The organism is Hyphomonas sp. (genome assembly GCF_017792385.1).
Classification (GTDB): domain Bacteria; phylum Pseudomonadota; class Alphaproteobacteria; order Caulobacterales; family Hyphomonadaceae; genus Hyphomonas.
The window spans coordinates 2,502,732-2,525,306 of sequence record NZ_CP051230.1 but is presented as its reverse complement, the minus strand read 5'-3'; the positions used below and the strand labels follow the sequence as shown (position 1 = coordinate 2,525,306).

The 22,575-nt window shown below is 63.9% G+C and carries 20 protein-coding genes; 10 read left to right on the top strand and 10 right to left on the bottom strand.

Annotated features, from left to right (window positions below; translation table 11 throughout):
• Positions 1-68: 68 nt before the first annotated feature.
• The gene (locus tag HF955_RS12315; protein WP_291075413.1) at positions 69-821 is read right to left on the bottom strand and encodes a hypothetical protein; all 753 of its coding nucleotides are present in this window, start codon (positions 819-821) and stop codon (positions 69-71) included.
• 179 nt (positions 822-1,000) lie between these two features.
• On the opposite strand from HF955_RS12315, the gene HF955_RS12310 reads away from it, so the two are divergent.
• Positions 1,001-1,456 carry a DUF3429 domain-containing protein gene (locus HF955_RS12310; protein ID WP_291075412.1) on the top strand — a complete coding sequence of 152 codons (456 nt, stop codon included), beginning with the start codon at positions 1,001-1,003 and terminating at the stop codon, positions 1,454-1,456.
• Positions 1,457-2,263: 807 nt separating this feature from the next.
• Here the strand turns inward: HF955_RS12310 and prfB are convergent.
• The 4 genes from prfB to HF955_RS12290 all read right to left on the bottom strand — a co-directional run bounded on the left by prfB (position 2,264) and on the right by HF955_RS12290 (position 10,004).
• Positions 2,264-3,377, bottom strand: a protein-coding gene (prfB, locus tag HF955_RS12305) for a peptide chain release factor 2 (protein WP_291075411.1) whose coding sequence is annotated in 2 segments (ribosomal slippage) — positions 2,264-3,307 and positions 3,309-3,377 — 1,113 coding nt in all. Because the reading frame shifts where the segments join, the coding sequence is not laid out codon by codon here.
• Positions 3,378-3,463: 86 nt separating this feature from the next.
• Positions 3,464-6,151: a penicillin-binding protein 1A gene (locus HF955_RS12300; RefSeq protein WP_291075410.1), complete on the bottom strand. Its 2,688-nt coding sequence runs from the start codon at positions 6,149-6,151 to the stop codon at positions 3,464-3,466.
• Positions 6,152-6,252: 101 nt separating this feature from the next.
• The gene (locus tag HF955_RS12295; protein WP_291075409.1) at positions 6,253-8,184 is read right to left on the bottom strand and encodes a tetratricopeptide repeat protein; all 1,932 of its coding nucleotides are present in this window, start codon (positions 8,182-8,184) and stop codon (positions 6,253-6,255) included.
• A 137-nt stretch (positions 8,185-8,321) separates the two neighbouring features.
• On the bottom strand, positions 8,322-10,004 hold the full coding sequence (locus HF955_RS12290) for an electron transfer flavoprotein-ubiquinone oxidoreductase (protein ID WP_291075408.1): 1,683 nt from the start codon (positions 10,002-10,004) through the stop codon (positions 8,322-8,324).
• 94 nt (positions 10,005-10,098) lie between these two features.
• Here HF955_RS12290 and HF955_RS12285 point away from each other — a divergent pair, with 94 nt between their 5' ends.
• The gene (locus HF955_RS12285; RefSeq protein WP_291075407.1) at positions 10,099-10,887 is read left to right on the top strand and encodes a uracil-DNA glycosylase; all 789 of its coding nucleotides are present in this window, start codon (positions 10,099-10,101) and stop codon (positions 10,885-10,887) included.
• Here HF955_RS12285 and HF955_RS12280 read toward each other — a convergent pair whose 3' ends face one another.
• Positions 10,888-11,364, bottom strand: a complete 477-nt coding sequence (locus tag HF955_RS12280; RefSeq protein WP_291075406.1) for a hemerythrin domain-containing protein — start codon at positions 11,362-11,364, stop codon at positions 10,888-10,890.
• 89 nt (positions 11,365-11,453) lie between these two features.
• Here HF955_RS12280 and HF955_RS12275 point away from each other — a divergent pair, with 89 nt between their 5' ends.
• Positions 11,454-12,137, top strand: coding sequence for a TIGR04283 family arsenosugar biosynthesis glycosyltransferase (locus tag HF955_RS12275; protein ID WP_291075405.1), 684 nt, complete (start codon positions 11,454-11,456; stop codon positions 12,135-12,137).
• Here the strand turns inward: HF955_RS12275 and HF955_RS12270 are convergent.
• Positions 12,134-12,682, bottom strand: coding sequence for a hypothetical protein (locus HF955_RS12270; RefSeq protein ID WP_291075404.1), 549 nt, complete (start codon positions 12,680-12,682; stop codon positions 12,134-12,136). The genes HF955_RS12275 and HF955_RS12270 overlap by 4 nt on opposite strands.
• Positions 12,683-12,750: 68 nt before the next feature.
• Here HF955_RS12270 and HF955_RS12265 point away from each other — a divergent pair, with 68 nt between their 5' ends.
• The 4 genes from HF955_RS12265 (at position 12,751) to HF955_RS12250 (ending at position 16,336) form a co-directional block, all read left to right on the top strand.
• A complete protein-coding gene (locus HF955_RS12265) occupies positions 12,751-13,356 on the top strand; it encodes a DUF2064 domain-containing protein (RefSeq protein ID WP_291075403.1) in 606 nt (201 codons plus the stop codon).
• A gap of 74 nt (positions 13,357-13,430) precedes the next feature.
• Positions 13,431-13,841 carry a BLUF domain-containing protein gene (locus HF955_RS12260; RefSeq protein ID WP_291075402.1) on the top strand — a complete coding sequence of 137 codons (411 nt, stop codon included), beginning with the start codon at positions 13,431-13,433 and terminating at the stop codon, positions 13,839-13,841.
• Positions 13,842-13,913: 72 nt separating this feature from the next.
• Positions 13,914-15,047, top strand: coding sequence for a PA0069 family radical SAM protein (locus tag HF955_RS12255; protein ID WP_291075401.1), 1,134 nt, complete (start codon positions 13,914-13,916; stop codon positions 15,045-15,047).
• 206 nt (positions 15,048-15,253) lie between these two features.
• Positions 15,254-16,336, top strand: coding sequence for a DNA methyltransferase (locus HF955_RS12250; protein WP_027838446.1), 1,083 nt, complete (start codon positions 15,254-15,256; stop codon positions 16,334-16,336).
• 40 nt (positions 16,337-16,376) lie between these two features.
• Here the strand turns inward: HF955_RS12250 and HF955_RS12245 are convergent, their stop codons facing one another.
• Entirely contained in the window at positions 16,377-17,216 is an 840-nt protein-coding gene (locus tag HF955_RS12245; protein WP_291075400.1) for a hypothetical protein, read from the bottom strand.
• 50 nt (positions 17,217-17,266) lie between these two features.
• Between HF955_RS12245 and HF955_RS12240 the strand changes: the two genes are divergently transcribed.
• On the top strand, positions 17,267-18,184 hold the full coding sequence (locus HF955_RS12240) for a fatty acid desaturase family protein (protein ID WP_291075399.1): 918 nt from the start codon (positions 17,267-17,269) through the stop codon (positions 18,182-18,184).
• A gap of 9 nt (positions 18,185-18,193) precedes the next feature.
• On the opposite strand, the gene HF955_RS12235 is transcribed toward HF955_RS12240, so the two are convergent.
• Positions 18,194-20,137: a sialate O-acetylesterase gene (locus HF955_RS12235; RefSeq protein WP_291075398.1), complete on the bottom strand. Its 1,944-nt coding sequence runs from the start codon at positions 20,135-20,137 to the stop codon at positions 18,194-18,196.
• Positions 20,138-20,218: 81 nt separating this feature from the next.
• Positions 20,219-21,268, bottom strand: coding sequence for an A/G-specific adenine glycosylase (locus tag HF955_RS12230; protein ID WP_291075397.1), 1,050 nt, complete (start codon positions 21,266-21,268; stop codon positions 20,219-20,221).
• A 38-nt stretch (positions 21,269-21,306) separates the two neighbouring features.
• Between HF955_RS12230 and HF955_RS12225 the strand changes: the two genes are divergently transcribed.
• Together HF955_RS12225 and HF955_RS12220 are read left to right on the top strand one after the other, a co-directional pair.
• The gene (locus tag HF955_RS12225; RefSeq protein ID WP_291075396.1) at positions 21,307-21,888 is read left to right on the top strand and encodes a DUF721 domain-containing protein; all 582 of its coding nucleotides are present in this window, start codon (positions 21,307-21,309) and stop codon (positions 21,886-21,888) included.
• Positions 21,889-21,917: 29 nt separating this feature from the next.
• Positions 21,918-22,553, top strand: a complete 636-nt coding sequence (locus HF955_RS12220; protein ID WP_291075395.1) for a thioredoxin domain-containing protein — start codon at positions 21,918-21,920, stop codon at positions 22,551-22,553.
• The last annotated feature ends 22 nt before the right edge of the window (positions 22,554-22,575 follow it).

Sequence of the window (22,575 nt, the reverse complement as noted above, 5' to 3'; positions counted from 1 at the left end):
CGTTCTGCCCATAGCTTCGCCCGCCCCTGCCAGAGACAGAGGGCGGGCGATGTTCATTTCAGTACGTATCAGGACGAGTTGATGGATTCCCGGCGCGCATAGGTGTCGAGATCATCCAGCCATTGGCGATAGTCCGCCGGCAAGGTGGTACGGGAGGCGAGCCGGCGGGCCCGCCCCAGCGGAGAAGCCCGGCCGAAGGGCACACCCGGCTCTGCCTCGCCATTCTCGTATCGCGCGCGCCACAGCGTTCTCAGTCCGGCCTGCCGGGCGCGCCACCGGGCGAGGCGCTGTGCCGCCGCATCGGGATCCCGGAAGGCCAGTTCCAGCCGTTTCAGGCGCAGCTGCAGGGGCTGTAGCGACAGGGTCCGGGGGAGGTCACCCGTGTTCAGGGCACGCTGTTCCGACGGCAACAAATGCCACTCCATGCCGGGTGTCCAGATGCGCGGCGGTTCGGCGAAGCGCTCGCCTTGCGCGCGGGAGGCGGCATGAGCCTCCCAGAGCAGAAACGGCGTCGGCGTGCGGGGGCCAAAGGGTTCGGGGCGCGATGTCGTGTTGCTCGACGGGGCCTGGGTCCTGCCAGGGGCCGCCTGCGACGGCTCTCGCGGCAGGATCGGCTCGATTTCGAGCGTCAGGGCCAGCATCAGGATCATCCGGCGCAGCATCGCCTCGCCGGCCCTCAGCCGCCGCAGGATAAAATTGTAATAGCGCCGCGGCACCGTCTCCCCTCGCCCGGTCAGCTCCAACAGAGACGCAAAGATGTTGCCCAGCACCCTCCAGCTGTCTTCAAGGAAAATCTGTGCGTCGGGCGAGAGCTGTTTCATGGCGCCCATCATGCCCCCGCCGCGCGGGAGGGGGATGAAAATATTTTCTGTCCCCACCCTCGCACCAGCCATGCCCGCAGGATGCCACCCACCTGTCCCCTGACGTTTCGGGGATTGGACACGTGTCTGCGGCCCCTGCCCGCCTCGCCGTTGGAGAGAAATGTCCTATCTTCCGGACCATGACTGAAAGAACCATCCCTGCCGCGCCGCTGGCGCTGGGCCTTGCTGGTCTCATTCCCTTTCTCTGGGGCACGATGACCCTGTATGTGCCCGGTCTGCACGCCTTTGGCAGCGCCACATTCGGGCCGCGCTTTGTCGGACCATATGTGCAGGTCTTTTATGGCGCGATCATTCTCGCCTTCATGTCCGGCGTCCTATGGGGCTTTGCCACCAGATCCGGAGGGCGCGAGGCAGGCATCGGCTATGGGCTCAGCGTGCTGCCCGCACTCTGGGCCTTCTTCGCCACGGGCGGCGGCCCCCTGTCCGCCGCATGGGGACTGGCCCTTGGCTATGCCGGCCTGCTCGGCATCGAGACCTGGTTCGTCCGGCGCAAGCTGGCCCCCGCCTGGTGGATGCGCCTGCGCCTGATCCTGTCGGCCGTCGTGATCAGCTGCCTGATCGCAACGGCGCCATGAAATTCATATCATTGCAGCCCAGATATGTGTCCGTCCTTGAGACCTCACACGGTCGATCTGAAGAAAGGCAATAAGATTCCGAAAACTCAACAATGCCCATTCTCTCATTCACGACGTACAGAAATTTGCTGCGTCCATATTTGGCCTCACTTGGAAAAGCGACGATCTGGTATGATTTTGAATTCTCGACGCCTGGACAAATGCTGGATGAATACTTTGTTGGGTTCATGTTGAATGTAACTCCGTCTACCTCCCAGTTATAGACGTCCTGCTTCCAGTTCTTTGGATAAGAGAATATTATTGCGCTCGAAAAGCAGTGGTGCAGCTCATCTGAGCAATCGATATAGGCGTTACTCACGTCACCCACCGTCAAAATCTGAGAGTCACGCTTCAAATGATAACCTGCGAAAGCGCAATTTGATTCACACAACAAAAGGCCATCTCCCGAATCCGAGCTGTCCGGGTTCCTTACACAACCGCTTGAGATCAATATTGCAGCAACCAATCCCAATTCGACTTTTGAGAATATTAAACTCATTCCAACCGTTCCTATTCGCATCCGACGAACTGACTAATTGGATCACACCAACCAAGCCCCGAAGTCACTGTAAACGCTCGCGCGTAATCGTCTAAACGCAAATGTTGATTAGGTGTCGAGCCTGGCCTGCCTGACCTGAGGCTGACAACCCCATAACGAAATGGTCGAGAATGAGAAAAATAGACGCCTCGTCAAACCATACTATCAAGGGAAACGGAATTCTCCCATGTGACGTTGTACTTTCGGCTCAGTCAAAAAATCTAGGGCCTCTAGGATTCCTCGTCCTCATTCTTTGCGACCGATGCCGCCAGGGCGGCGGAGAGGAAGAGGTCGATGTCGCCATCGAGGACGCCCGACGTGTCGGAGGTTTCGACTTCGGTCCGCAGGTCCTTCACCATCTGATAGGGCTGGAGCACATAGGAGCGGATCTGGTGGCCGAAGCCGATATCGGTCTTGCCGGCATAGCTGGCATCGGCGACTTCGCGGCGCTTCTGCAATTCCAGCTCGTAGAGTTTCGAGCGGAGCATCTGCCAGGCCTGGTCGCGGTTGCGGTGCTGTGACCGGTCATTCTGGCACTGCACGACAATGCCGGTCGGCTCGTGCGTCAGGCGGACGGCGGAATCGGTCCGGTTGACGTGCTGGCCGCCCGCGCCGGAGGCCCGATAGGTGTCGGTACGCACATCCGACGGATTGATCTCGATCTCGATATTGTCGTCGATCACGGGCGTGACGGCGACCGAGGCAAAGCTGGTATGGCGGCGTGCAGAGGAATCGAATGGCGAAATCCGGACAAGCCGGTGCACGCCGGTTTCCGATTTGAGCCAGCCATAGGCGTTCTCGCCCTTGAACTGGAGCGTGGCAGACTTGATGCCTGCCTCCTCGCCCTCGCGTTCGTCGAGTTCCTCGACCTTCATGTTGTGCGCCTCGGCCCAGCGCACATACATGCGGCGCAGGATGTTCGCCCAATCCTGGCTTTCGGTGCCGCCTTCGCCGGCATTGATCTGGATGAAACAGTCATTGCCGTCGGCCTCGCCGGAGAGCAATGCCGCCAGTTCGGCCTTTTCGGCGCGTTCGGCCGCCTTCTTCAGATTGGCCTCGATGTCGGCAATCATGCCCTCATCGCCCTCGGCGAGTTCGAGCAATTCCTCGGCGTCATCGGCTTCGCGCTGCAGGGCCTCGACCGTCTCGATGCCGTCTGCCAGGCGCTGGCGCTCGCGCATCATGGCCTGGGCTTCCTGCGGGTCGTCCCAGAAATCCGGACGTTCGGAGAGCGCGGTCAGCTCATCCAGGCGTTTTGTGGCTGTATCCCAGTCAAAGACGCCTCCGTAGCAAATCGGCGGACTGGCGGATCTGGTCGGTGAGGGATTTGATTTCTGCGGACATGGGATCAGCCTCTTCTGGTCTTGTTCACTAAAAACTGGAAAGGCGGGGCATAGCGCGCCCGCCTTTCGGGGTCAAAAGTCCGGATGTCAGTAAATGTCGCCGAGCGTGTCGTCCACCGGCGCTTCGGGCACGGGGCGCGGCGCCTGGCCGGGCTGTTGGGACGGCAAGGCTTCGGGATCATCCTCGACAATGCCGGCATCGCGTTCCGGATCGAAGCTGCCGAACGTGCCGGAGCTGCCACCGGTACCGCAATCGCCGGAGATCGACAGGCAGTCGCTGGTGTCATGGAAGGCGCTCATGCCGGGTTCTGTGCCGGGGCGGAATGCCTCGTCAATGATCACGGCCGTGTCCGGTCCGGGAAGCTCGCCATTGCGTGCATCGATTTTCACGAGGCGCACGCCCGGCGGGATGCGGAACGGCGTTGCCGGATCGTCTGCCAGGGCCTTCTCCATGAACTCGGTGAAGATCGGCGCGGCGACAGAGCCACCGGCCTCGCCTTCGCCGAGGGACCGGTTGTCATCAAAGCCGACCCGCACACCGACCACGAGGTCCGGCGAAAAGCCCATGAAGACGGCATCGCGATATTCGTCCGTGGTCCCCGTCTTGCCGGCCAGCGGCTTGCCTACGCGGCGGGCCCGGCGGCCTGTGCCACGCTCGACCACGCCTTCCAGCATGTGGGTGACCTGATAGGCGACAATCGGATCGATGACCTGTTCGCCGACCTCTGCCAGCTGCGGCGGTTCCTGCCCGTCCCAGCCTTCGGCATGGCAGCCTTCGCAGGCGCGTTCGTCATGCCGGAACAGGGTACGGCCATGACGGTCCTGCACCCGGTCCAGCAGCGTCGGATTGATGATCCGGCCGCCATTGACGAAACCGGCATAGCCGCGCGCCATGTCGATCAGATAGGCATCGCCCGCGCCCAGCGACATCGCCGGATAAGGCGGCAATTCCTCATATACGCCCATGCGCACGGCAAGATCGGACACGGCCTCCATGCCGATATCCTGCGCGACACGGGCGGTGACCAGGTTCAGCGACTTCTCCAACGCAATACGCAGGGTGACCATGCCGTAGGTGCGCCCTTCGGTATAGTTGGAAGGACGCCAGTAATCATCCGTAGACACATCGAACGCCACGAAGGGGGCATCGAGCATGCGGGTGGCCGGCGTATAGCCCCGCTCCAGCGCGGCAGCGTACACGAACGGCTTGAAGCTGGAGCCCGGCTGGCGCTTGGCCTGGGTGACGCGATTATAGGCGGATTTGAAGAAGGAGTACCCGCCCTGCATGGCCAGGATCCGGCCGGTATGCGGGTCCAGCGCGATCAGGGCGCCGTCCACTTCCGGTACCTGGCGCAGGATGGCATTGCCAACCGGCACCAGCATGGGCTCGGGCTCCGGCCGGTCGATCTCGTCACCATCGGGATCCAGTTCGAGTTCGGCAGGCGCGGCGGTTTCCTGCGCGTTCAGCACCTTGCGTTGAAGCTCGGCCAATACGACGTCGCCAACCTTCAGGCCGCCCTTGCCGCTGTCCGGCGTGTAGGTGGCCGCCCATTCCACTTCCTCTGCCGGCAGCGGGATGGTTGCGCCATCCGTCAGCAGGAGTTCGGCGCCGCGGGAGCCGATCTTCGTGACCAGCGCCGCTTCCCAGGTGCCGTAGCCGCCCGGCAGGGTAACATTGTCGAGCTGTTCGAGCACATCCTCGGCCTTCGGATCCAGCGTCGCGACGGGCCCGCGCCAGCCATGCCTGCGGTCATAGGCGATCAGGCCATCCTGCAGGGCTTCCTGCGCGGCCAGCTGCAGCTTGGTGTCGATGGTCGACCGAATCGACAGGCCGCCCTGCTGCAGCGTGTCCTCGCCATAATTCTTGATCAGGTCCCGGCGCAGTTCCTGCACGAAATAGGTGGCAGCGGCATATTCCGGCCCCTTCAGGCGGCGCGTCGTGGTCAGCGGCTGGGCCATTGCCTCCTCGGCCTCTTCGCGGGTGATGTAGCCATCCTCTGTCATCCGGCGCAGCACATAATTGCGCCGCTGCAACAGGCGTTTGGGACGGCTGTAGGGGTTCACCGAGGACGGCGCCTTGGCCAGCGAGGCCAGAATGGCCGCTTCCGACAAATCCAGTTCCGGCAGGGACTTGTCGAAATAGTTCAGCGCGGCCGACCCGACCCCGTAGGAACGGTATCCGAGATAGATTTCATTGAGATAGAGTTCGAGGATTTCTTCCTTGGTGAACTCCTTCTCCATGCGCTGCGCGATGATGGCTTCCTTGGCCTTGCGGGTCAGGTTCTGGTCGCGGGTCAGCAGCATGTTCTTGGCGACCTGCTGGGTGATGGTCGAGCCCCCTTCCAGCCCGCCGGAGCCGGTGATCTTGTTCTTGGCCGAGTTCACCCCGCCGCGCACGATGCCCTTGTAGTCGAGGCCCTTGTGCGTGAAGAAGCTCTTGTCCTCGGCGGCCACGAAGGCATGAACGACATGGTTGGGGATCGACTCATACGGCACGAAGACGCGGTGCTGGTCAGCGAATTCCGCAATCAGCGTCCCGTCGCCGGCATGGACGCGCGAGGTGATCGGCGGCTCGTACTGTTTCAGCTTCTCGATGGACGGTACCTGACGGCCGAGCGCCGCGAAATACATCCACAGCGCCACAAAGCCGAGCGCAGCCAGGACAAAGCCGAGAATGACCAGGCGGCGCGCCCAGGTCCAGACCCAGGGCGGACCGGGCAGGAAGCTGCGCTTCGGCTCGGGTTCCTGCATGTGCGGATTCATTTGGTTCGACATAGTTTTCCCGTCAGCGTTCGCATCGCGGAATCGCATTTGTTTCCGGCGATAGTAAGGCGCGTCGGGGGCGCGCAAAAGGTCTCAACTGCCTGACAATCCGGTCAGATATCCTGGCGGTCGATCTCGTCCTCGCTGATCGAGACATTCGGCAGGGCCTGACGCTTGGGCTTCGGCGTGGTCATGCCATTGGCCAGCTTGCCCTCCAACTCGGCGCGGACCTTGGCCGGCGGGCGATTGTCGAGCGAATTCTGCCAGGCTTCGCGCGCGGCGGCCTTGTCCCCCTGATGCCAGTAGATGTCGCCGAGATGGGATTCGATTTCCCAATGCCTGTGCGGCTTCAGGTCGGCGCGCGACTGTTCGATCAGGCGCTGGGCATCCTTGAGATGGCCGAGGCGGTAATAGGCCCAGCCGAGCGAGTCCGCGATATAGGGGTCGCGCTCGGCCAGCGCCCGCGCCCGGTACAGGACCCGAAAGCCTTCCTCATACTTGTCGGTGTGTTCAATCAGGAAATAGCCGAGCGAGTTCAGCGTGTAGGGATCGTTCGGCCGGCCCAGCCGCTCGGTCCGCAACAGGGCCAGGGCCGGATTGACCTTGCCGACCTTGCCCAGCGCATTGGCCAGCGCCATGCGGCGGTCATGCGTGTCATCCAGCTCGCGGGCCTTCGCCGCATGCTCGGCAGCCGACTCCAGGTCGCCGAACTGGTCATTGATCTCTGCGGCCAGGCCATGCGCCGAGGCCAGCTCCGCCGTATTGGTCGCCAGCGCGATGACTTCCTCGACCATGGCATCGGTGCCGGTCTCGTCATTCATCAGCGTCTGCAATTGCAACGCCCCGTACAGGGTCTGCAGCCGGTCATCCTCGTCGGTGATTTCCAGCGCGCGCGCCACCGCCTGGCGGGCCCTTGCCTCCTCACCCAGCATGATCAGCGCCTGTCCGGCAGCAATCTGCAGCGAGGCCGTCTCCTTCGGGGCGCTCAGCGCAACATGTGCCACGCCTTCGAACAGTGCGCTTTCATACAGCTGGTCAATGACCGCGGCGCGCAGCCCCTCGTCTTCGGGATTGATCAGCAGCGCGACCTGGTCGAAGGCCGAGCGCTGGTCGTCAAATCCCTCGATCCGCCCGCCCATCATGATGGTGCGGATGATGCGCTGTTCCTGAAGGGCGCGGGACACGTCCGCCAGCGACTGGGTGAAGGCGGCCGGGACGTCCAGCGCCTCATTGTCGAGATTCTTGCCGGTCTCCAGGCTTTCCAGCGCGGCGGCATAGCTGATCGCCTCTTCCGGCTCGGCATCCGCGAGCTTCTGGTAGACGGCCTTGGCTTCCTCGATCCGGCCGAGGCGCTGCAGCAGCAATGCATGGCGCGAGATCACGGTGCGGATATGGCTGTAGAGCAGGCCTTTCGGATCGAACTGGTGTTCGGGGGCCTCGATCTCTGCCGGGGTCATGAATTCATAGACGGCCAGAGCCTGTTCCGGCCGCCCGAGCGCTTCCAGCATGGCGGCAAGGGACAGATCCCCGGTCAGGCCGGGCATGGCCCCGGCGGCGCCGCGATGGCGCTCGATGGCCTCGTCCGGCTTGCCCTCCAGCGCCAGCAGCCAGGCATCGAGAAAGGCGTAGAAGCCGGTCTCGCCGGATTCGCCCTCGCCGCTGCCGGAGGTCCTGAGAATGTCGCGGGCGGCTTCGGTATCGCCGTCGGCGGCGCGATCAAGCGCCAGGAAGGCGTCGAACAGGGGGCTGACATCCCGGTCTTCCTGCGACAGGCCGGAGGTCATCTCCAGGAAGGCTGCCATGTCGCCGGCCTTCACCGCATCCAGCGGGGCCGGATAAGCGGAGATCCCGACAGGTCGCCCATTGGACCCGAGAACCGCCGTCGCGCGGGCTGCCGGCGACAGGGCGACAGACGGCTCCGCCTCGGCGGGGGCCGGTTCCGGCGGGGCCGCCAGTTCGGCCGCAGGCGTGGCCGGGGTCGCACAGGCACCGAGCGTCATGGACAGGGTCAGGGCGGAGGCGGCGAGGATCAGTCTGGCACGCATATGGGCAGGTCACTCCGGGTTCGCTTGGAAGGGGAGTGAAGCAGCCTGATGCGGCGAGAGCAAGGCGCGAAATGGAGAAAGCGCGGCAGGGTTAATCCCGCCGCGCTTTCCGGAAACCATGACCAGTCAGGCCGGGTTTACATGTTCGGATAGGCCGGACCGCCGCCGCCTTCCGGCACAGTCCAGTTGATGTTGAGGTTCGGATCCTTGATGTCGCATGTCTTGCAGTGAATGCAGTTCTGCGAGTTGATCTGGAATTTCAGCTCGCCGCCTTCCTCGATCCACTCATACACCCCCGCCGGGCAGTAACGCGCCGACGGACCGGCATAGACGTCATGCTCGGACGCCTTCTGAAGCGCCATGTCCTTCACGACAAGGTGAACGGGCTGGTCTTCGCCATGATAGGTGTTGGTGAAGGAGACATTGGTCAGCTTGTCGAAGCTGATCACGCCGTCGGGCTTTGGATACTCGATCGGCTTGAACTTCTTGGCCGGCTTCAGCGCCGCCGCATCGGTCTTGCCGTGGCTGAGCGTGCCGAAGAAGGAGAAACCGCCGAACAGGCTGGAAATCCACATTTCGAGACCGCCGAGCGGGATGCCGATCGCCGTGCCGAGTTTGGACCAGAGCGGCTTCACGTTCCGCACCTGCTTCAGCTCCTTGTAGACGGAAGACGACTTGTAGGCCTCTTCATAATCCGCCAGCACATCGCCCTGACGGCCATCCTTGATGGCAGCATAGGCGGCTTCGGCGCCCATCATGCCGGTGAGGATGGCATTGTGGCTGCCCTTGATGCGCGGCACGTTGACGAAGCCTGCGCCGCAGCCGATCAGAGCGCCGCCCGGGAAGGCCAGTTTCGGCACGGACTGGAAGCCGCCCTCGGTGATCGCTCGCGCGCCATAGGCGACGCGCTTGCCGCCCTGAAGATGCGGCAGCACGGAAGGATGGTGCTTGAAGCGCTGGAATTCCTGATACGGCGAGATGTACGGATTCTCATAGTTCAGGTGAACCACGAAGCCGACCGAGACGAAGGGCTCGCCATTGTCGCGGAAGTGATAGAGGAAGCTGCCGCCGCCGGTCTTGTTGTCGAGCGGCCAGCCCATTGTGTGCTGGACATAGCCCTCGTTGAACTGCTCTTCCGGAATGGACCACAGCTCTTTCAGGCCGATGCCGAATTTCTGCGGGTCGCGGCCCTCATCCAGATTGTACTTGGCGATTAGCTGCTTGGTCAGCGAGCCGCGCGCACCTTCGGCGAACAGGACGTATTTGCCGAGCAATTCCATGCCCGGCTCGTAATCCGGCTTGTGCGAGCCATCGGCGGCGATTCCCATGACGCCGGCCACGATGCCTTTCACTTCGCCATTCTCGCCCATGACGAGGTCTGACGCGGCAAAGCCCGGGAAGATCTCGACGCCGAGATTCTCGGCTTCCTGACCCAGCCAGCGGGTGACATTGGCCAGCGAGCCGGTGAAATTTCCATGGTTCTTCATGAAGCCCGGCATGGGCAGCCAGGAAATGTCGGCTTCGCCGTTCGGCCCGAGGAATTTGAACTTGTCGCCGGTCACTTCGGTTTTCAGCGGACGGTCATCGCGCTCGCGCCAGCCGGGGATCAGCTTGTCGAGGCCGATCGGGTCCATGACCACGCCGGACAGGATGTGGGCGCCGATCTCGCCGCCCTTCTCGATCACGACAACTTCAATGTCTTCGCCAGCTTCCTGTGCCAGCTGTTTTGCCCGGATTGCCGCGGACAGACCCGCAGGGCCGCCGCCGACGATGACCAGGTCATATTCCATCGACTCGCGCTGGATAGCGTCATCAGCCATTGGTTTCTCCTCCTTGCGGGTGATAGGTTGCCCGCTCATAAGCCCATTTGGTAAAGCAATTACAGCGTCTATCAGGAAGGTCCAGAGCGTCCAGATGCCCGCCCCTGCGTCAATTGATGCCATTTCTGCCCTCACCGAATGGTGGGGCGACATGGGCGTGGAGGTCGATGATGCGACGGTGCAGGCCTATCTGAAGGTTGCCGAGCGCACTGGCCCTGCCGCCGAATCGGCTCCGGCCCAGCCGGCCCGGCGCCCGCGCCGCAAGAAGGTGGACTGGGTCGAGGAGGCCCGGAAGATCGCAGCATCCTGCCAGACGCTGGATGCGCTGAAGGCGGCCATCGAGGCGTTTGAAGGCAGCCCGCTGAAGGGCGCTGCGGAAAACACGGTTGTGTGTGATGGCACACCAGGCGCGAGCCTGATGGTGATCGGCGAAGGGCCCGGCGCGGAAGAGGACCGGCGCGGCCTGCCCTTTGTCGGCAAGGCCGGTCAGTTGCTGGACCGGATGCTGGCCGCCATCCAGAGGGACCGGACCGAGAATGCCTTCATCACGAATGTGAACTATTGGCGCCCGCCCGGAAACCGCAATCCGGAAGCCGAGGAGCTGGCCGTGTGCCGTCCCTTCGTGGACCGGATGATCGAGCTGAGCCAGCCGAAAGTGATCGTCGCGGCCGGCGGTGTTCCGGCGAAATCCCTGCTGGCAAGCTCCGACGGCATCATGCGCCTGCGCGGCACCGAGCACGTCTTCAAAACGGCGGGCGGGTTCACCGCGCCGCTGATCCCGATCCTGCACCCGGCCTATCTTTTGCGCCGCCCACAAGACAAGTCCCGCGCATGGCGGGACCTGTTGCTGGTCGAACAGCGGCTCGGGGAACTGGGCGGATAGTTATTCCTCCAGCGCGGCTTCGGCCTTTTCATCGACGATCTTGCGTTCGCGTTCCTTGCGCTTCAGGAAGGACTGGCTGATCGCGCCGTCTTCATCCTTGCCGATGACCTTCTTCGCCACCGGGAAGATGTCTTCTTCTTCCTCGTCGATGTGATGCTCATAGTCATGGCGCAGCGTCTTGAAGCGGGTCATCCAGCCGGGGGAGCTCATGTCCATCTCGTCCAGTTCCTGGATGATGTCGTCGAGTTCCTTGTGCTCGGCAACTGAATGGCGCCCCTTGGGCTGGCCGTCTTCCTTCTCCATCAGCGGGCTGTAGAAGGTTTCTTCCTCAGCGGCGGCGTGGCCCCCGACATCATAGTAGAATTCCTTCCAGAGTTCGCGGCGGCGGGTTGAATCACCGCTCGTCTCAGCCAGTTGGGCGAGCAGCTCGCGGTGCTTGTCATGGTCTTTCTGCAGGGTTTCGTAAATCGACGGCATGTGAGGGATCCTTGTTCAATTCTGTCCCTGTCAAACGTGTTAACCCCTCTCCGGTTCCGCAGCGCACCATTGCCTGCTAGGGAAAATTCATGGCTGCACCGCTTTCGATCATCATTCCCACACTGAACGCCGCCCGCGGTCTGCCTGACTGTCTGCAGGCCTTGATGCCGGGGCTGGAGCTGGGCCTGATCCGTGAGGTGATTGTCTCTGACGGCGGCTCGGATGATGCAACGCCGCGCATCGCCGGGGACACGGGTGCAACGCTGGTGACCGGGGCGCGAGGGCGCGGGGCGCAGCTCGCCGCCGGCGCCGGGGCCGCGCGGGGCGATTGGCTGCTGTTCCTGCATGCCGACACGTATCTGTCCCCCGACTGGGCCGAGCGCGCTGCGCACCACATGGACACCCGCCCCGGCAAGGCGGCGGCGTTTACCCTGAAATACCGATCCGATGATCGCGCGGCCCGATGGCTGGAGGCGCGCGCCAATCGCCGTGCCCGCTGGCTGGGCCTGCCCTATGGCGATCAGGGCCTGCTGATCTCGCGCAAGCTGTATGACGAGATTGGTGGTTATGCGGATGTGCCGCTGATGGAAGACGTGATGATCGTGCGCACGCTGGGCAAGGCGCGGCTTTGCTTTCTCAGCGCCGAGGCGCGCACGTCTGCAGAGAAGTATGAGCGCGATGGATGGCGCAAGCGGGCCTGGAGCAATGCGGCCCTGCTGACGCGCTTCCTGCTCGGCGCAAGCCCGGAGACGCTGGCCCGGACCTATCGCTAGTCCGGATCACGCCACCAGTCGGGATCATTGAAATCCTCGCCATGGGCCTCGACCAGATAGGCGGCCAGAGAGGCAATATCGCTGATCGAACAGGTGTGGGAGTCGAGCGGCTCGATTCCGTACCGCGCGGCCTGTCTCAGCGTGGCGTCCATACAGTCGGGCTGCACCATTTCGAACCGCGTCACGCCGCCGGTGTTTTCCGGCATCGGATGGGCCACGCCATAATACCAGATGCTCTCATCATCATCCGGGGCCCGCAATTCGACCTCGCCCAGCCAGACCTGTCCAAGGTCTGAGTCGGCAAGGTCCAGAAACCGCAGGCGCAGCGGCGCCTCATCCTCGGCGTCCGGCGGCGGGTAGACGATATAGGTGTCGTCGTCGAACGCCGCCGCATGGCAGTCTTCGCCGCCTTCGCCGCAGATTTCGACGGGCCCGTCCGCGATGCGCGCGCCCTGGCCGGACGGCAGGAGCGGCTCCGTGCTGACGAAACAGGCATGCAGGGCCAGAAAGGCCAGGCCGATGGCGGTGTTCCGGAAACTGATCACGGCATTGTTCCTCCGCTGTCTTCCGATGGCATCTTTCGCCTGCCGCCGGACAAAAGTAAGGCAGGACCATGTCACGACCGCGCCTTCTGATCTATGCCAAGCCGCCCCGCATGGGGCTGGCCAAGACCCGGCTTGCCGCCGGAGCGGGACGCACAGAAGCCCGCCGCATTGCCCATTTCACGCTGGCGCGAACGTTGCGCGCCGTCCGGGCGAGCGGACTCGATGCCGCGCTGTATCTGGCGCCGGACCGCGCCCTGGGAGAGACGCTGGGCGGCCTGTTGCCCGCGCACCTGCCCCGGTTCAGCCAGGGCCCCGGCACGCTGACCCACCGGCTGGCCAGGGGCCTGGCCGACTCTCCGGCCGGCCCGATCCTGTTCATCGGCACTGACGCACCGGACCTGACCGCCGGGCACCTGATCCGCGCCGCACGCCGGCTGCAGCGGCATGATGCCGTGTTCGGCCCGGCCAGCGATGGCGGCTTCTGGCTGTTCGGCGTGAACAAGCGCCCGGGCCTGCCGGCAATCTTTGAAGATATACGCTGGTCCGGGCCGCATGCCATGGCGGACCTGCGTGCAAACCTTCCGGGCAAATTCCGGGTTTCACTGCTTGAAACGCTGCAGGATGTGGATGAAATCTCCGATTGGAAATCGTGGAACCGGGACAAGAACCGTTAACTTGATGCATGTTATCGAGCGGCCCCTCGAAACAGTGTCCACATCGCGTGCAACTCTCAAACGGCAGACTTCCCATGCACAGACTGATCTATGTCAGCACCGCTTCTGACGGGCTGGTTCCCGAGGATATTGACGCGATCGTCGCCAGTTCGATCCGCAATAACGAGACCCGGAACATCACCGGCGTCCTCATCTATAACGGGCTGAACTTCCTTCAGGTGCTGGAAGGCCCGCGGGCCAATGTCGAGAACATCTACAGCCGCATCATGATGGACACACGCCATGTCTCGGTCACCACGGTCCTGTCCGAACCCGCGGAACTTCGCATGTTTTCCAGCTGGCACATGGCTGGCCGCAAAACTCCGGAACTGGCCGGGGACCCGGCTTATGACCGGTTCAGCGGCACGCGGGATGTGATGGACCGGCAGATGCCGACGACCGTGCGCAAGGTGCTGGAGAATTTCACGGCGCTGAAGGGGCTTTGATTCCACAGGAAACCGACGCGCTCCCGCGCAAATGTTCTTGATTTGTTCTGATACCTGTGGCCATGTCACGGCATGAGAACCGGACAGAAACTACCCCCTACAGGCCGGGTCACCCTGGTCGAAACCCGCAAGGCCGGAGAACGCTTCGAACAGCGCGGCCGCGGCGCGATCTCCAATCAGAGCGGCCGCTACGAGGCCGAAACCCGCCAGGCCTTCGATGATGGCTGGGGCACGATCGAGGATGATGCCGGACGTCTGGAAACCGTCCTGATGAAGGATTCCGCCCGCAAGATCATCACCTTCAACAAATCGCCTGACATCTCGTTTGACCGCACGGTCAACCCGTATCGGGGCTGCGAGCATGGCTGCATCTATTGCTTCGCCCGTCCGAGCCATGCCTGGGGCGGACTTTCGGCGGGGCTCGATTTCGAAAGCAAGCTTTTCTACAAGGACAATGCCGTCGAACTGTTGAAGCGCGAGCTGGCAAAGCCCGGCTATGTGCCCCGGGTGATCGCGCTGGGCATGAACACCGATGCCTATCAACCGGTCGAGCGCGAGCAGCGCCTGACCCGCAGCCTGCTGGAAGTGCTGGCGGCGCATCGTCACCCGGTCAGCCTGCTGACCAAGTCTGCCCTGATCCTGCGCGACCTCGACCTGATCGCGCCGCTGGCCGAGGCCGGCCTTGCCCGGGTCGGCATCTCGATCACCACGCTCGACCGGTCGCTGGCCCGCAAGATGGAGCCGCGCGCGGCAACGCCGACCCGCCGGCTGGAAACCATTCGCGCCCTCAGCGAGGCCGGCATCGAAGTCACCGTGATGACGGCGCCGATCATTCCGGGCCTCAATGATCATGAGATCGAACACTTGCTGGAAGCCGCAGCCGATCATGGCGCCACGCGCGCCGGCTATGTGCTGTTGCGCCTGCCCTATGACATCAAGGACCTGTTCCATGAATGGCTGGTCCAGCACGTGCCGGACCGGGCCGCCCGCGTCATCAATCTCATCCGCGAGATGCGGGGCGGCCGGGACTATGATGCCAACTGGCATGAGCGCATGCGCGGTGGCGGGCCGGTGGCCGACCTGATCTCGAAACGTTTCGGGCGCGCTGCCGCCCGTCTGGACATGAACGCCCCACGCGGCCCGCTGCGGACCGACCTGTTCCGCGTGGCCGAGGACAAGGGCGGCCAGTTCCGGCTCGACGTCTAGGCGAGACGCGGAAGCAGTTCACACAAATTCCACAGGCTTTCCCCGAATCGAATCACAGCCCTATCCACAACAAGACTCCGCTGTTAGTTTCGGTTCCGCAACGATTCGGGGCTGATTCGGCAGCGCAATGATTAGGGATTCAGAAACCGGCGTCCGGCACTGATTCGCGCTTCGATACGACAATTAGCGCAAGCGGGGCTGAACCTATGGACCTACAGAAAAACGTGATCATGCAGGGCGATTGCATCGACATCCTGTCCCGCCTGCCGGATCGGTCGGTGGATCTCGTCTTTGCCGACCCGCCCTACAATTTGCAGCTGGGCGGCGGCCTGACCCGTCCGGACCAGTCCGTGGTCGATGGCGTCGATGATGACTGGGACAAGTTCGACAGTTTCGACGCCTATGACCTGTTCACGCACCAATGGCTGGAGGAATGCCGTCGCGTGCTGAAGGATGATGGCGCGATCTGGGTGATCGGCTCCTATCACAACATCTTCCGCGTCGGCGCGATCCTGCAGGATCAGGGTTTCTGGATCCAGAATGACGTCATCTGGCTGAAATCGAATCCGATGCCGAACTTCAAGGGTACCCGCTTCCAGAACGCCCACGAGACGCTGATCTGGGCCGGCAAGTCCGAAGCCTCGAAATGCACCTTCAATTATGACGCGCTGAAAGTCTTCAATGACGACAAGCAGATGCGCTCCGACTGGATGATCCCGCTGTGCACCGGCGGCGAGCGCCTGAAGGATGATGACGGCAAGAAGGCGCATCCGACCCAGAAGCCGGAAAGCCTGTTGCAGCGCGTGCTGCTCGCCACGACGCATCCGGGCGACACGGTGCTCGATCCGTTCTCCGGCACGGGCACCACGGCGGCTGCCGCCAAGCGCCTCGGCCGCAACTATGTCGGCATCGAGCGGGACGAGACCTATGTCCGCCTGTCGCGCGCGCGCCTCAAGGCCATCGAGCCGATCGAGGGCGCCGTGCTGGAAACCGAGAAGAGCAAGAAATCGCTGCCGCGCGTGCCGTTCGGCGCCCTGCTGGAAAGCGGCTGGCTGAAGCCCGGCGACCGCCTGTTCAGTCCGCAGCGCCGGTACCAGGCCCGCATCCGCGTCGACGGCTCCCTGACCACCGGCAGCGTCTCCGGCTCGATCCACCGTCTCGGTGCACATGTGCAGCAGGCCCCGGCCTGCAATGGCTGGACCTATTGGCACTATGAGGACCCGAAGCGGAACCTCGCGCCGATCGATCTGCTGCGCCGCCGCTATCGCGAGGAAATGGGGCTGAACTAGTCCGGCCCGGCCTCATGCAGGACCAGGAAGCGGCGCGGGATCAGTCCTGCGCCGCTTTTTCAATGGACGCATAATAGCGCTGCCAGCAGGCCTGCCCGACCTTGTTGTAGGCGCGCATCTTGTCCGCCATGCGCAACAGGCCGGCCTGATCGCCGAGTTCCGGCGGCAGCAACGGATCGAAATTGATCGCCCGGATCACCGGCTGGCCGATCAGCAGTGTTTCACGCGCCGCCTCGTCCAGCGTGCGCCCGTCCAGCCCCGCAAGGCTCTGCTCCATCGTTTCGATGGCGTGGGCATAGGAGCGCGACAGCGCGTCCGGCGACCACAGGCTCGCCCAGTCCTGCGGCCCGGCCATGGCCAGTTCGCAGGCGCGCATCAGGATGATGTCTTCATCGGCGCCGATCCCGGTCAGGTCGGCCCGGTGGGTTTCGAGATCGCCGGCAAGATTGGCCGGGCGCACCCAGAACCCCTCTTCCGTCTGCTGGTAGCCAAACAGGGCCAGCGCCCGTTCGCGTGCGCGCAGCTGTTTCCGGTCGCTGCGCCCGAGATGCCGGGTCAGCGCGACCAGCCAGTCGCCATTCCAGGCCACCATGCGGCGTTCGACATTCTCCCATTGCTGGACACGCCGCATCAGGGCCTGTGCCTTCGGGCCCGGCGCATAGATGCCCCGGTCGGGGCTTTCCAGCAGGCCATCCTTCATCAGGCGGGTGACCGCCACGCGCAGGGTCGCGGCCTCGATGCCGAACAGGGCCGCGGCATGAATCAGCCGTCCGATGGCCTGGGGCGAGGCATCGGTACTGCTCATCAGGGACAGGACCAGGGCCCGGGCCGACACATCCTCGGGGGTCAGAGGCTCATAATAATACACGAATTGACTCATACCGTTGTTTTGTGTAATATTCCTTAAATGCACAGGATGGGAGCCCTGCCATGGCCAATACGATGAAACTGTCTGACGCGGTTACCAAAGAGGAACTGCGCGCGCTGCGCAAGAAGTCGGACCTGCGCGCCCTGGCCACGCTGATCTGGAACTGGGGCCTGATCATCGCCGCCTTCGCGGTCGCCATTGTGTGGCCGAACCCGCTGACCATCCTGGCCGGCATCCTCATTCTGGGCGGTCGCCAGCTGGGCCTCGGCATCATCAATCATGACTGCGCCCACCACGCCTTCTTCAAGAACCCGAAAGTGGACGAGTTCGTCGGACACTGGATCGTCGGCGCCCCGATGAACATCTCCCTGCCCGCCTATCGCGCCTACCATCTGAAGCATCACAAGCATGCCGGCACACCGCAGGATCCGGACATCATCTTCGTGAAAAACTACCCCGTGCCGAAAGAAAGCCTGCGTCGCAAATTCATCCGTGACCTGACGGGGCAAACTGGTTTCCGCGACACGCTGCGCAAGATCCGGGGGTTCAGGCTGTCACGCAACTGGCAATGGCTGGCCTTCCATGTCGGCCTGCTTGCGGTGCTGACCTCAGTCGGCGCCCCTTGGGCGTATCTGATGTGGTGGGCGGCGGAATTGTTCGTCTACCCGGCGATTGTCCGCCTGCGCCAGATTGGCGAGCATGGCACAGCGAAGGACCGCACCAGCCTCGACCCGCGCCTGAACACCGGCACAACCGTGGCCCCGTTCTGGCAGCGGCTGCTGATCGCCCCGAATGATGTGAACTACCATCTGGAGCATCACATGTTCGCCTCGATCCCGCCCTACCGGCTGAAACGGCTGCACACGCTGCTGTCATCACGCGGTTATTATGACGGATTCGACTGCATCTCCCGCGGCTATGGCGACGTCATCCGCCGCGCCGTACGCCCCGACACGCCGGACATGGTGCCGGCCGAATAGGCGCGTGGCCTAGTCGACCGGAATCCAGAACGGGCCTGCCGGCAGGCCATTGCCGTCAAACAGGTTGCAGAGGGGTGCATCGCCCTGGCAGTAGCGGATCTGGTCGACCGGCGCCGGGCCCGTTTCGGCAATGACGGCATCTGCGTCCAGCCGTCCCGGCACGAACCGGCAGATCTCGCCCGTGCACGCTTCCAGCCCCATGACCATGGCCGCGCTGACCGTTTCGAGGCCCTCTTCAAGACCGTCAAACTGGATGCGCACAGCATCGCCATTCTGCACGGCCTGCCGGGCAACCGGCCCGGAGGCGGCCGCGTCTGGCGCGTCATAGGCCAGTACCCGCATGACCCGGATGACCCGTTCGGCTACGGCCTTCTTGTTGGGCGGATGGATGTCTGCCGGATCGCCCCGGTCGATCGTCACTGCCAGGCCGATTTGTGGATCGCCGGCAGCCACGCGCCGCATGGATTCCCGGATCACGCCCCAGCCCGGCTCGCCCGCCGCCACGGGCAGCGCGCCATAGCGCGGCAGCTGCACCACCGCCACCGGAAGGCCGTCTCCGAACTTGGCGCGCCAGTCTTCCACCAGCAGCCGCAACAGGGATTCATATGCCACGCCGTCTCCGGCATTCGACTCGCCCTGATACCAGACCGCCCCTTTCAGGCGCAGGCCGTCCAGCGGTGCGATCATGGCATTGTGCAGCATCGTATAGCCCTTGATGGTGAACCAGGGCGCAGGCTTGGGCGATGACATGGCGGCAGGCACCTTGCGATACATCCAGCCTTCGGCCAGCGAGACCTGTCCGCCATCGGCCAGCTCCAGCCGCAGCTCCGTGTCAGGACCCTTCATGCCGCCCTCGCCATAATCATTGTGCGCATTGACCAACACGCTGTTGCGGCCGGGCCGCAACAGGCCGGCCGGCACGTCATAGACGCGCAGCCCGCCCCAGTCGAAGGTCGTGCCGATGGCGGTGCCATTCAGCCAGGTCATGTCTGTATCGTCGACCGCGCCGATGTGCAGCCGCGCGCCCTGCCGGGCCTGTGTCTCGGTCAGGTCGAACCCGATCTTGTGCCACACCATGCCCAGATGATCGGTCAGTGCCGGATCACCCCATTGCCGCCAGTCGCGCAACGGTCCCGGCACCGGTGTCCAGTCGCCTGCCTCGGGCGCCTCCCAGACCGCTGCGCCCGCCCCGGCCGGGTCGGCGCGCCAGCTTGCCTGCCAGCCTTCGGCATAGGCATCTGCCGCCGCCGCCGGGTCATTGCGGTAAAGGTCCAGCAGGGCGATCTGGCCCGCATGATCGCCTGCGCCCCCGGTCACCTTCCCGTCAATCCACGACTCGATCCGCGACCCGCCCCAACTGGACGCAATCAGCCCGACCGGCACATCATGTGTCTCGGCGAGGGCCCGGCCGGTATAATAGCAGACGGCGGAGAACCCGGCGGCCGTATCCGGCGTGGCCACCGCCCAGGCACTGCCTTCCGGCAGGCGCGACTCGGGCGTCAGCGACAGGGACCGGTTGACATGCAGCAGCCGCAGATGCGGATGGCCGGCGCCCGCCACTTCGCGCTCGGCATAGGTGACGCGCGCCATCGGGTATTCCATATTGGACTGTCCCGAGCACAGAAAGACATCGCCCGCCAGGACATCCTCGACGGACTGGACAATCTCTCCGTCCACGGACAGGGAAATCTCGTGCGCCTCGCCCATGGCCAGCGCCGGGAATTCCACCCACCAGCGTCCGTCATGCCCGGCCCGGACCGGGCTGTCCGCGCCGTCCAGCGACACGATGAAGGCTGCGCCCGGGTCTGCCGTGCCAAACAGGCGCGCCGGCACATCCCGCTGCAGCACCATATGGTCACCAAACACATCTGCCAGTCTGGGCGTGTCGGCCTGCGCGCCCGCGACGGCAAGCCCCAGCGCCGCGCCAGCAATCAGAATACATTTCGGCTTCATGTCCGGCTCCGCCCCTTTTGTCTGTTTGAGCCAAAGCTTTCCCGATGGCCGACGGCTTGTCCAGTGTTAGCGGTAACTATTTTATGCTGTGGCGAGCCGGAAGGCTTTTGCGAACACGCTGGGCAGACCGTCGACATCTGCCGTTCTGGTCCAGATGCCGCCAGGCAGTCGCGGTTTGCGGGCGGCCGTGGCACGCATCACGCGAAAGCGCAGGGCAAAATGCGTGAACACATGACGCACTTCGCCAATCTCCTCCCAGTCTGCGGCGGCTGGCGGCGGTGTGTCGGCGAAGCCGCCCTCGACCCAGTCGCCGGTAGGCAGGGCCAGCATGCCGCCGAGCAGGCCCCTGTCCGGGCGGCGGACCAGCAGGACTTCATCCCGCACCTGCAGCAGGTAGGCCGTGCCGTAGCGCACCGGCTTTGCCGCCTTGGCCGGCTTGATCGGATAGCGCTCCGGCGCGCCCTCGGCGCGGGCGGCGCAGAGATCGGCCAGCGGACAGATCAGGCAATTGGGGCGGGTTGGCGTGCACACCGTCGCGCCAAGGTCCATCAGCGCTTCGGCGAACTCGCCCGGCCGGTCCTCCGGCACGAGCGTCCGGACGGTCTCGGCAATCACTTTCTTCTCCGCCGCCCAGTCTCCCTTGAGCGCCATGAGGCGGGCAAACACACGGTCGACATTGCCGTCTACGGCTGCGGCCTGCCGGTCGAAGGCGATCGCCGCAATGGCCCCAGCCGTATAGGGGCCGATGCCGGGCAGCTTGCGCAATTCAGCCTCCGTGTCGGGAAAGCCGCCGCGGGCCGCCACCTCACGCGCACATTTCAGCAGATTGCGGGCCCGCGCATAGTATCCGAGCCCGGCCCAGGCGCTCATCACCTCCTCATCCCGCGCCCCTGCGAGCGATTCGACCGTCGGCCAGCGCTGCGTGAAGGCATGGAAGTAAGGCGTGCCATGCGGGATGGTCGTCTGTTGCATCATGATCTCACACAGCCAGACGCGATAGGGATCCGGCCGCCGTCCGGCCGCCCGGTCAGATGGCAGCGTCCGCCAAGGCAGGTCACGGGCATGCCGTCCGAACCAGGGCAGCAACTTGCCCGGCAGGCTCATCAAATCTCTGTGCTTTGCCGGCGCCATGCCTTTTCCTCGCCCGAAAGCCGTGCAATCTCGTGCGAATGGTCACGAGATCAAGTCTTGATCCCATCGAGGAAGCCCGCGCGCGGATTCGCCTGCGCTATCAGCGGGCGACGCGCGCCCATCCCGGCATGCGCCAGATCGGCCTGTCCGCCGAACGGGTCGGTCGCAAATCCGGCGCGAAGAAACTGCCGCCCATTCAGGTGCTGCGCCAGCGCTGGCGGGAAATTGCCGGCGAGCAACTCTACAAATACTGCCGCCCGGAACGCCTCAGCGGCGGCAAGGATGGCCGGGTGCTGACCCTTCTGGTCGTGCCGCAGGCGGCCCCGATGGTCCAGCACCAGTCCGAAACCCTGCGCCAGCGCGTATCGGTCTCTGCCGGGGGTGACATCACGGCGATCAGGATCAAGCAGGGCGCGCTGGGCGCGGAGCCCGCCAAACCGATGCGCCGCAAGGCCCGGCCGCTGACCCCGGCCGAGCGCCGGGAGCTGGAGGCCTCCGCCGCAAACATCGCAGACGACAAGCTGCGGGCTGCAATTGTTGCGCTGGGAGAGGCCATGCTAACCGCGGATGATGCGCCGCCCGCCGCCAAATCCGGAACCGACGGCGATTTGCCGTTCTAGATCCCGCGCTGCCTGCAAGGAGCCCCGACATGCTGAAATCCCTTCTCACCGCCCTTGTCCCGGCCGCAATACTCGCCCTGCCTGCCCTGGCAGACGATCTGTCTATCGGGCATTCGAAGGGATCCGAGGATGCCCCGATCACCCTGATCGAATACGGATCGGTCACCTGCGGCGGATGCAAATACTTCCATGACAAGATCATGCCGCGCGTCGAGCAGGACTATATCGAGACCGGCAAGGTGCGCTTCATCTTCCGCGAAGCACTGCGCAATGACGTCGATACGGCCCTCATCTCGATGGCCCGGTGCAAGGGGGAAGACAAGTTCTTCGCGATCACGGATGCGATTTTCGAACGGCAACCGGAGATCATCAAAACCGCGCAGGCCGGCACCGTGCTCGACACCTTCCTGGATATCGGTGCGGAATTCGGCATCCGAACGCCTGCCCAGTTCGATGCCTGCTATGAGAACATGAATATCCGGCTGGACATGATCGAAGTGCAGGAAACCGCCGACCTCTACGAATTGCGCGGCACGCCGACCCTGATCGTCAATGGCGAGGAGAAATATGTCGATAAGGACTTCGAGTCCGCCGATGCGTTCGCCGCCTATCTCGACGCGCAGCTGGCGGCGCTTTCCGAAATGCCTGCTGATCCGGCAGAATAGTTAACAGAACCCATGGTTGCAG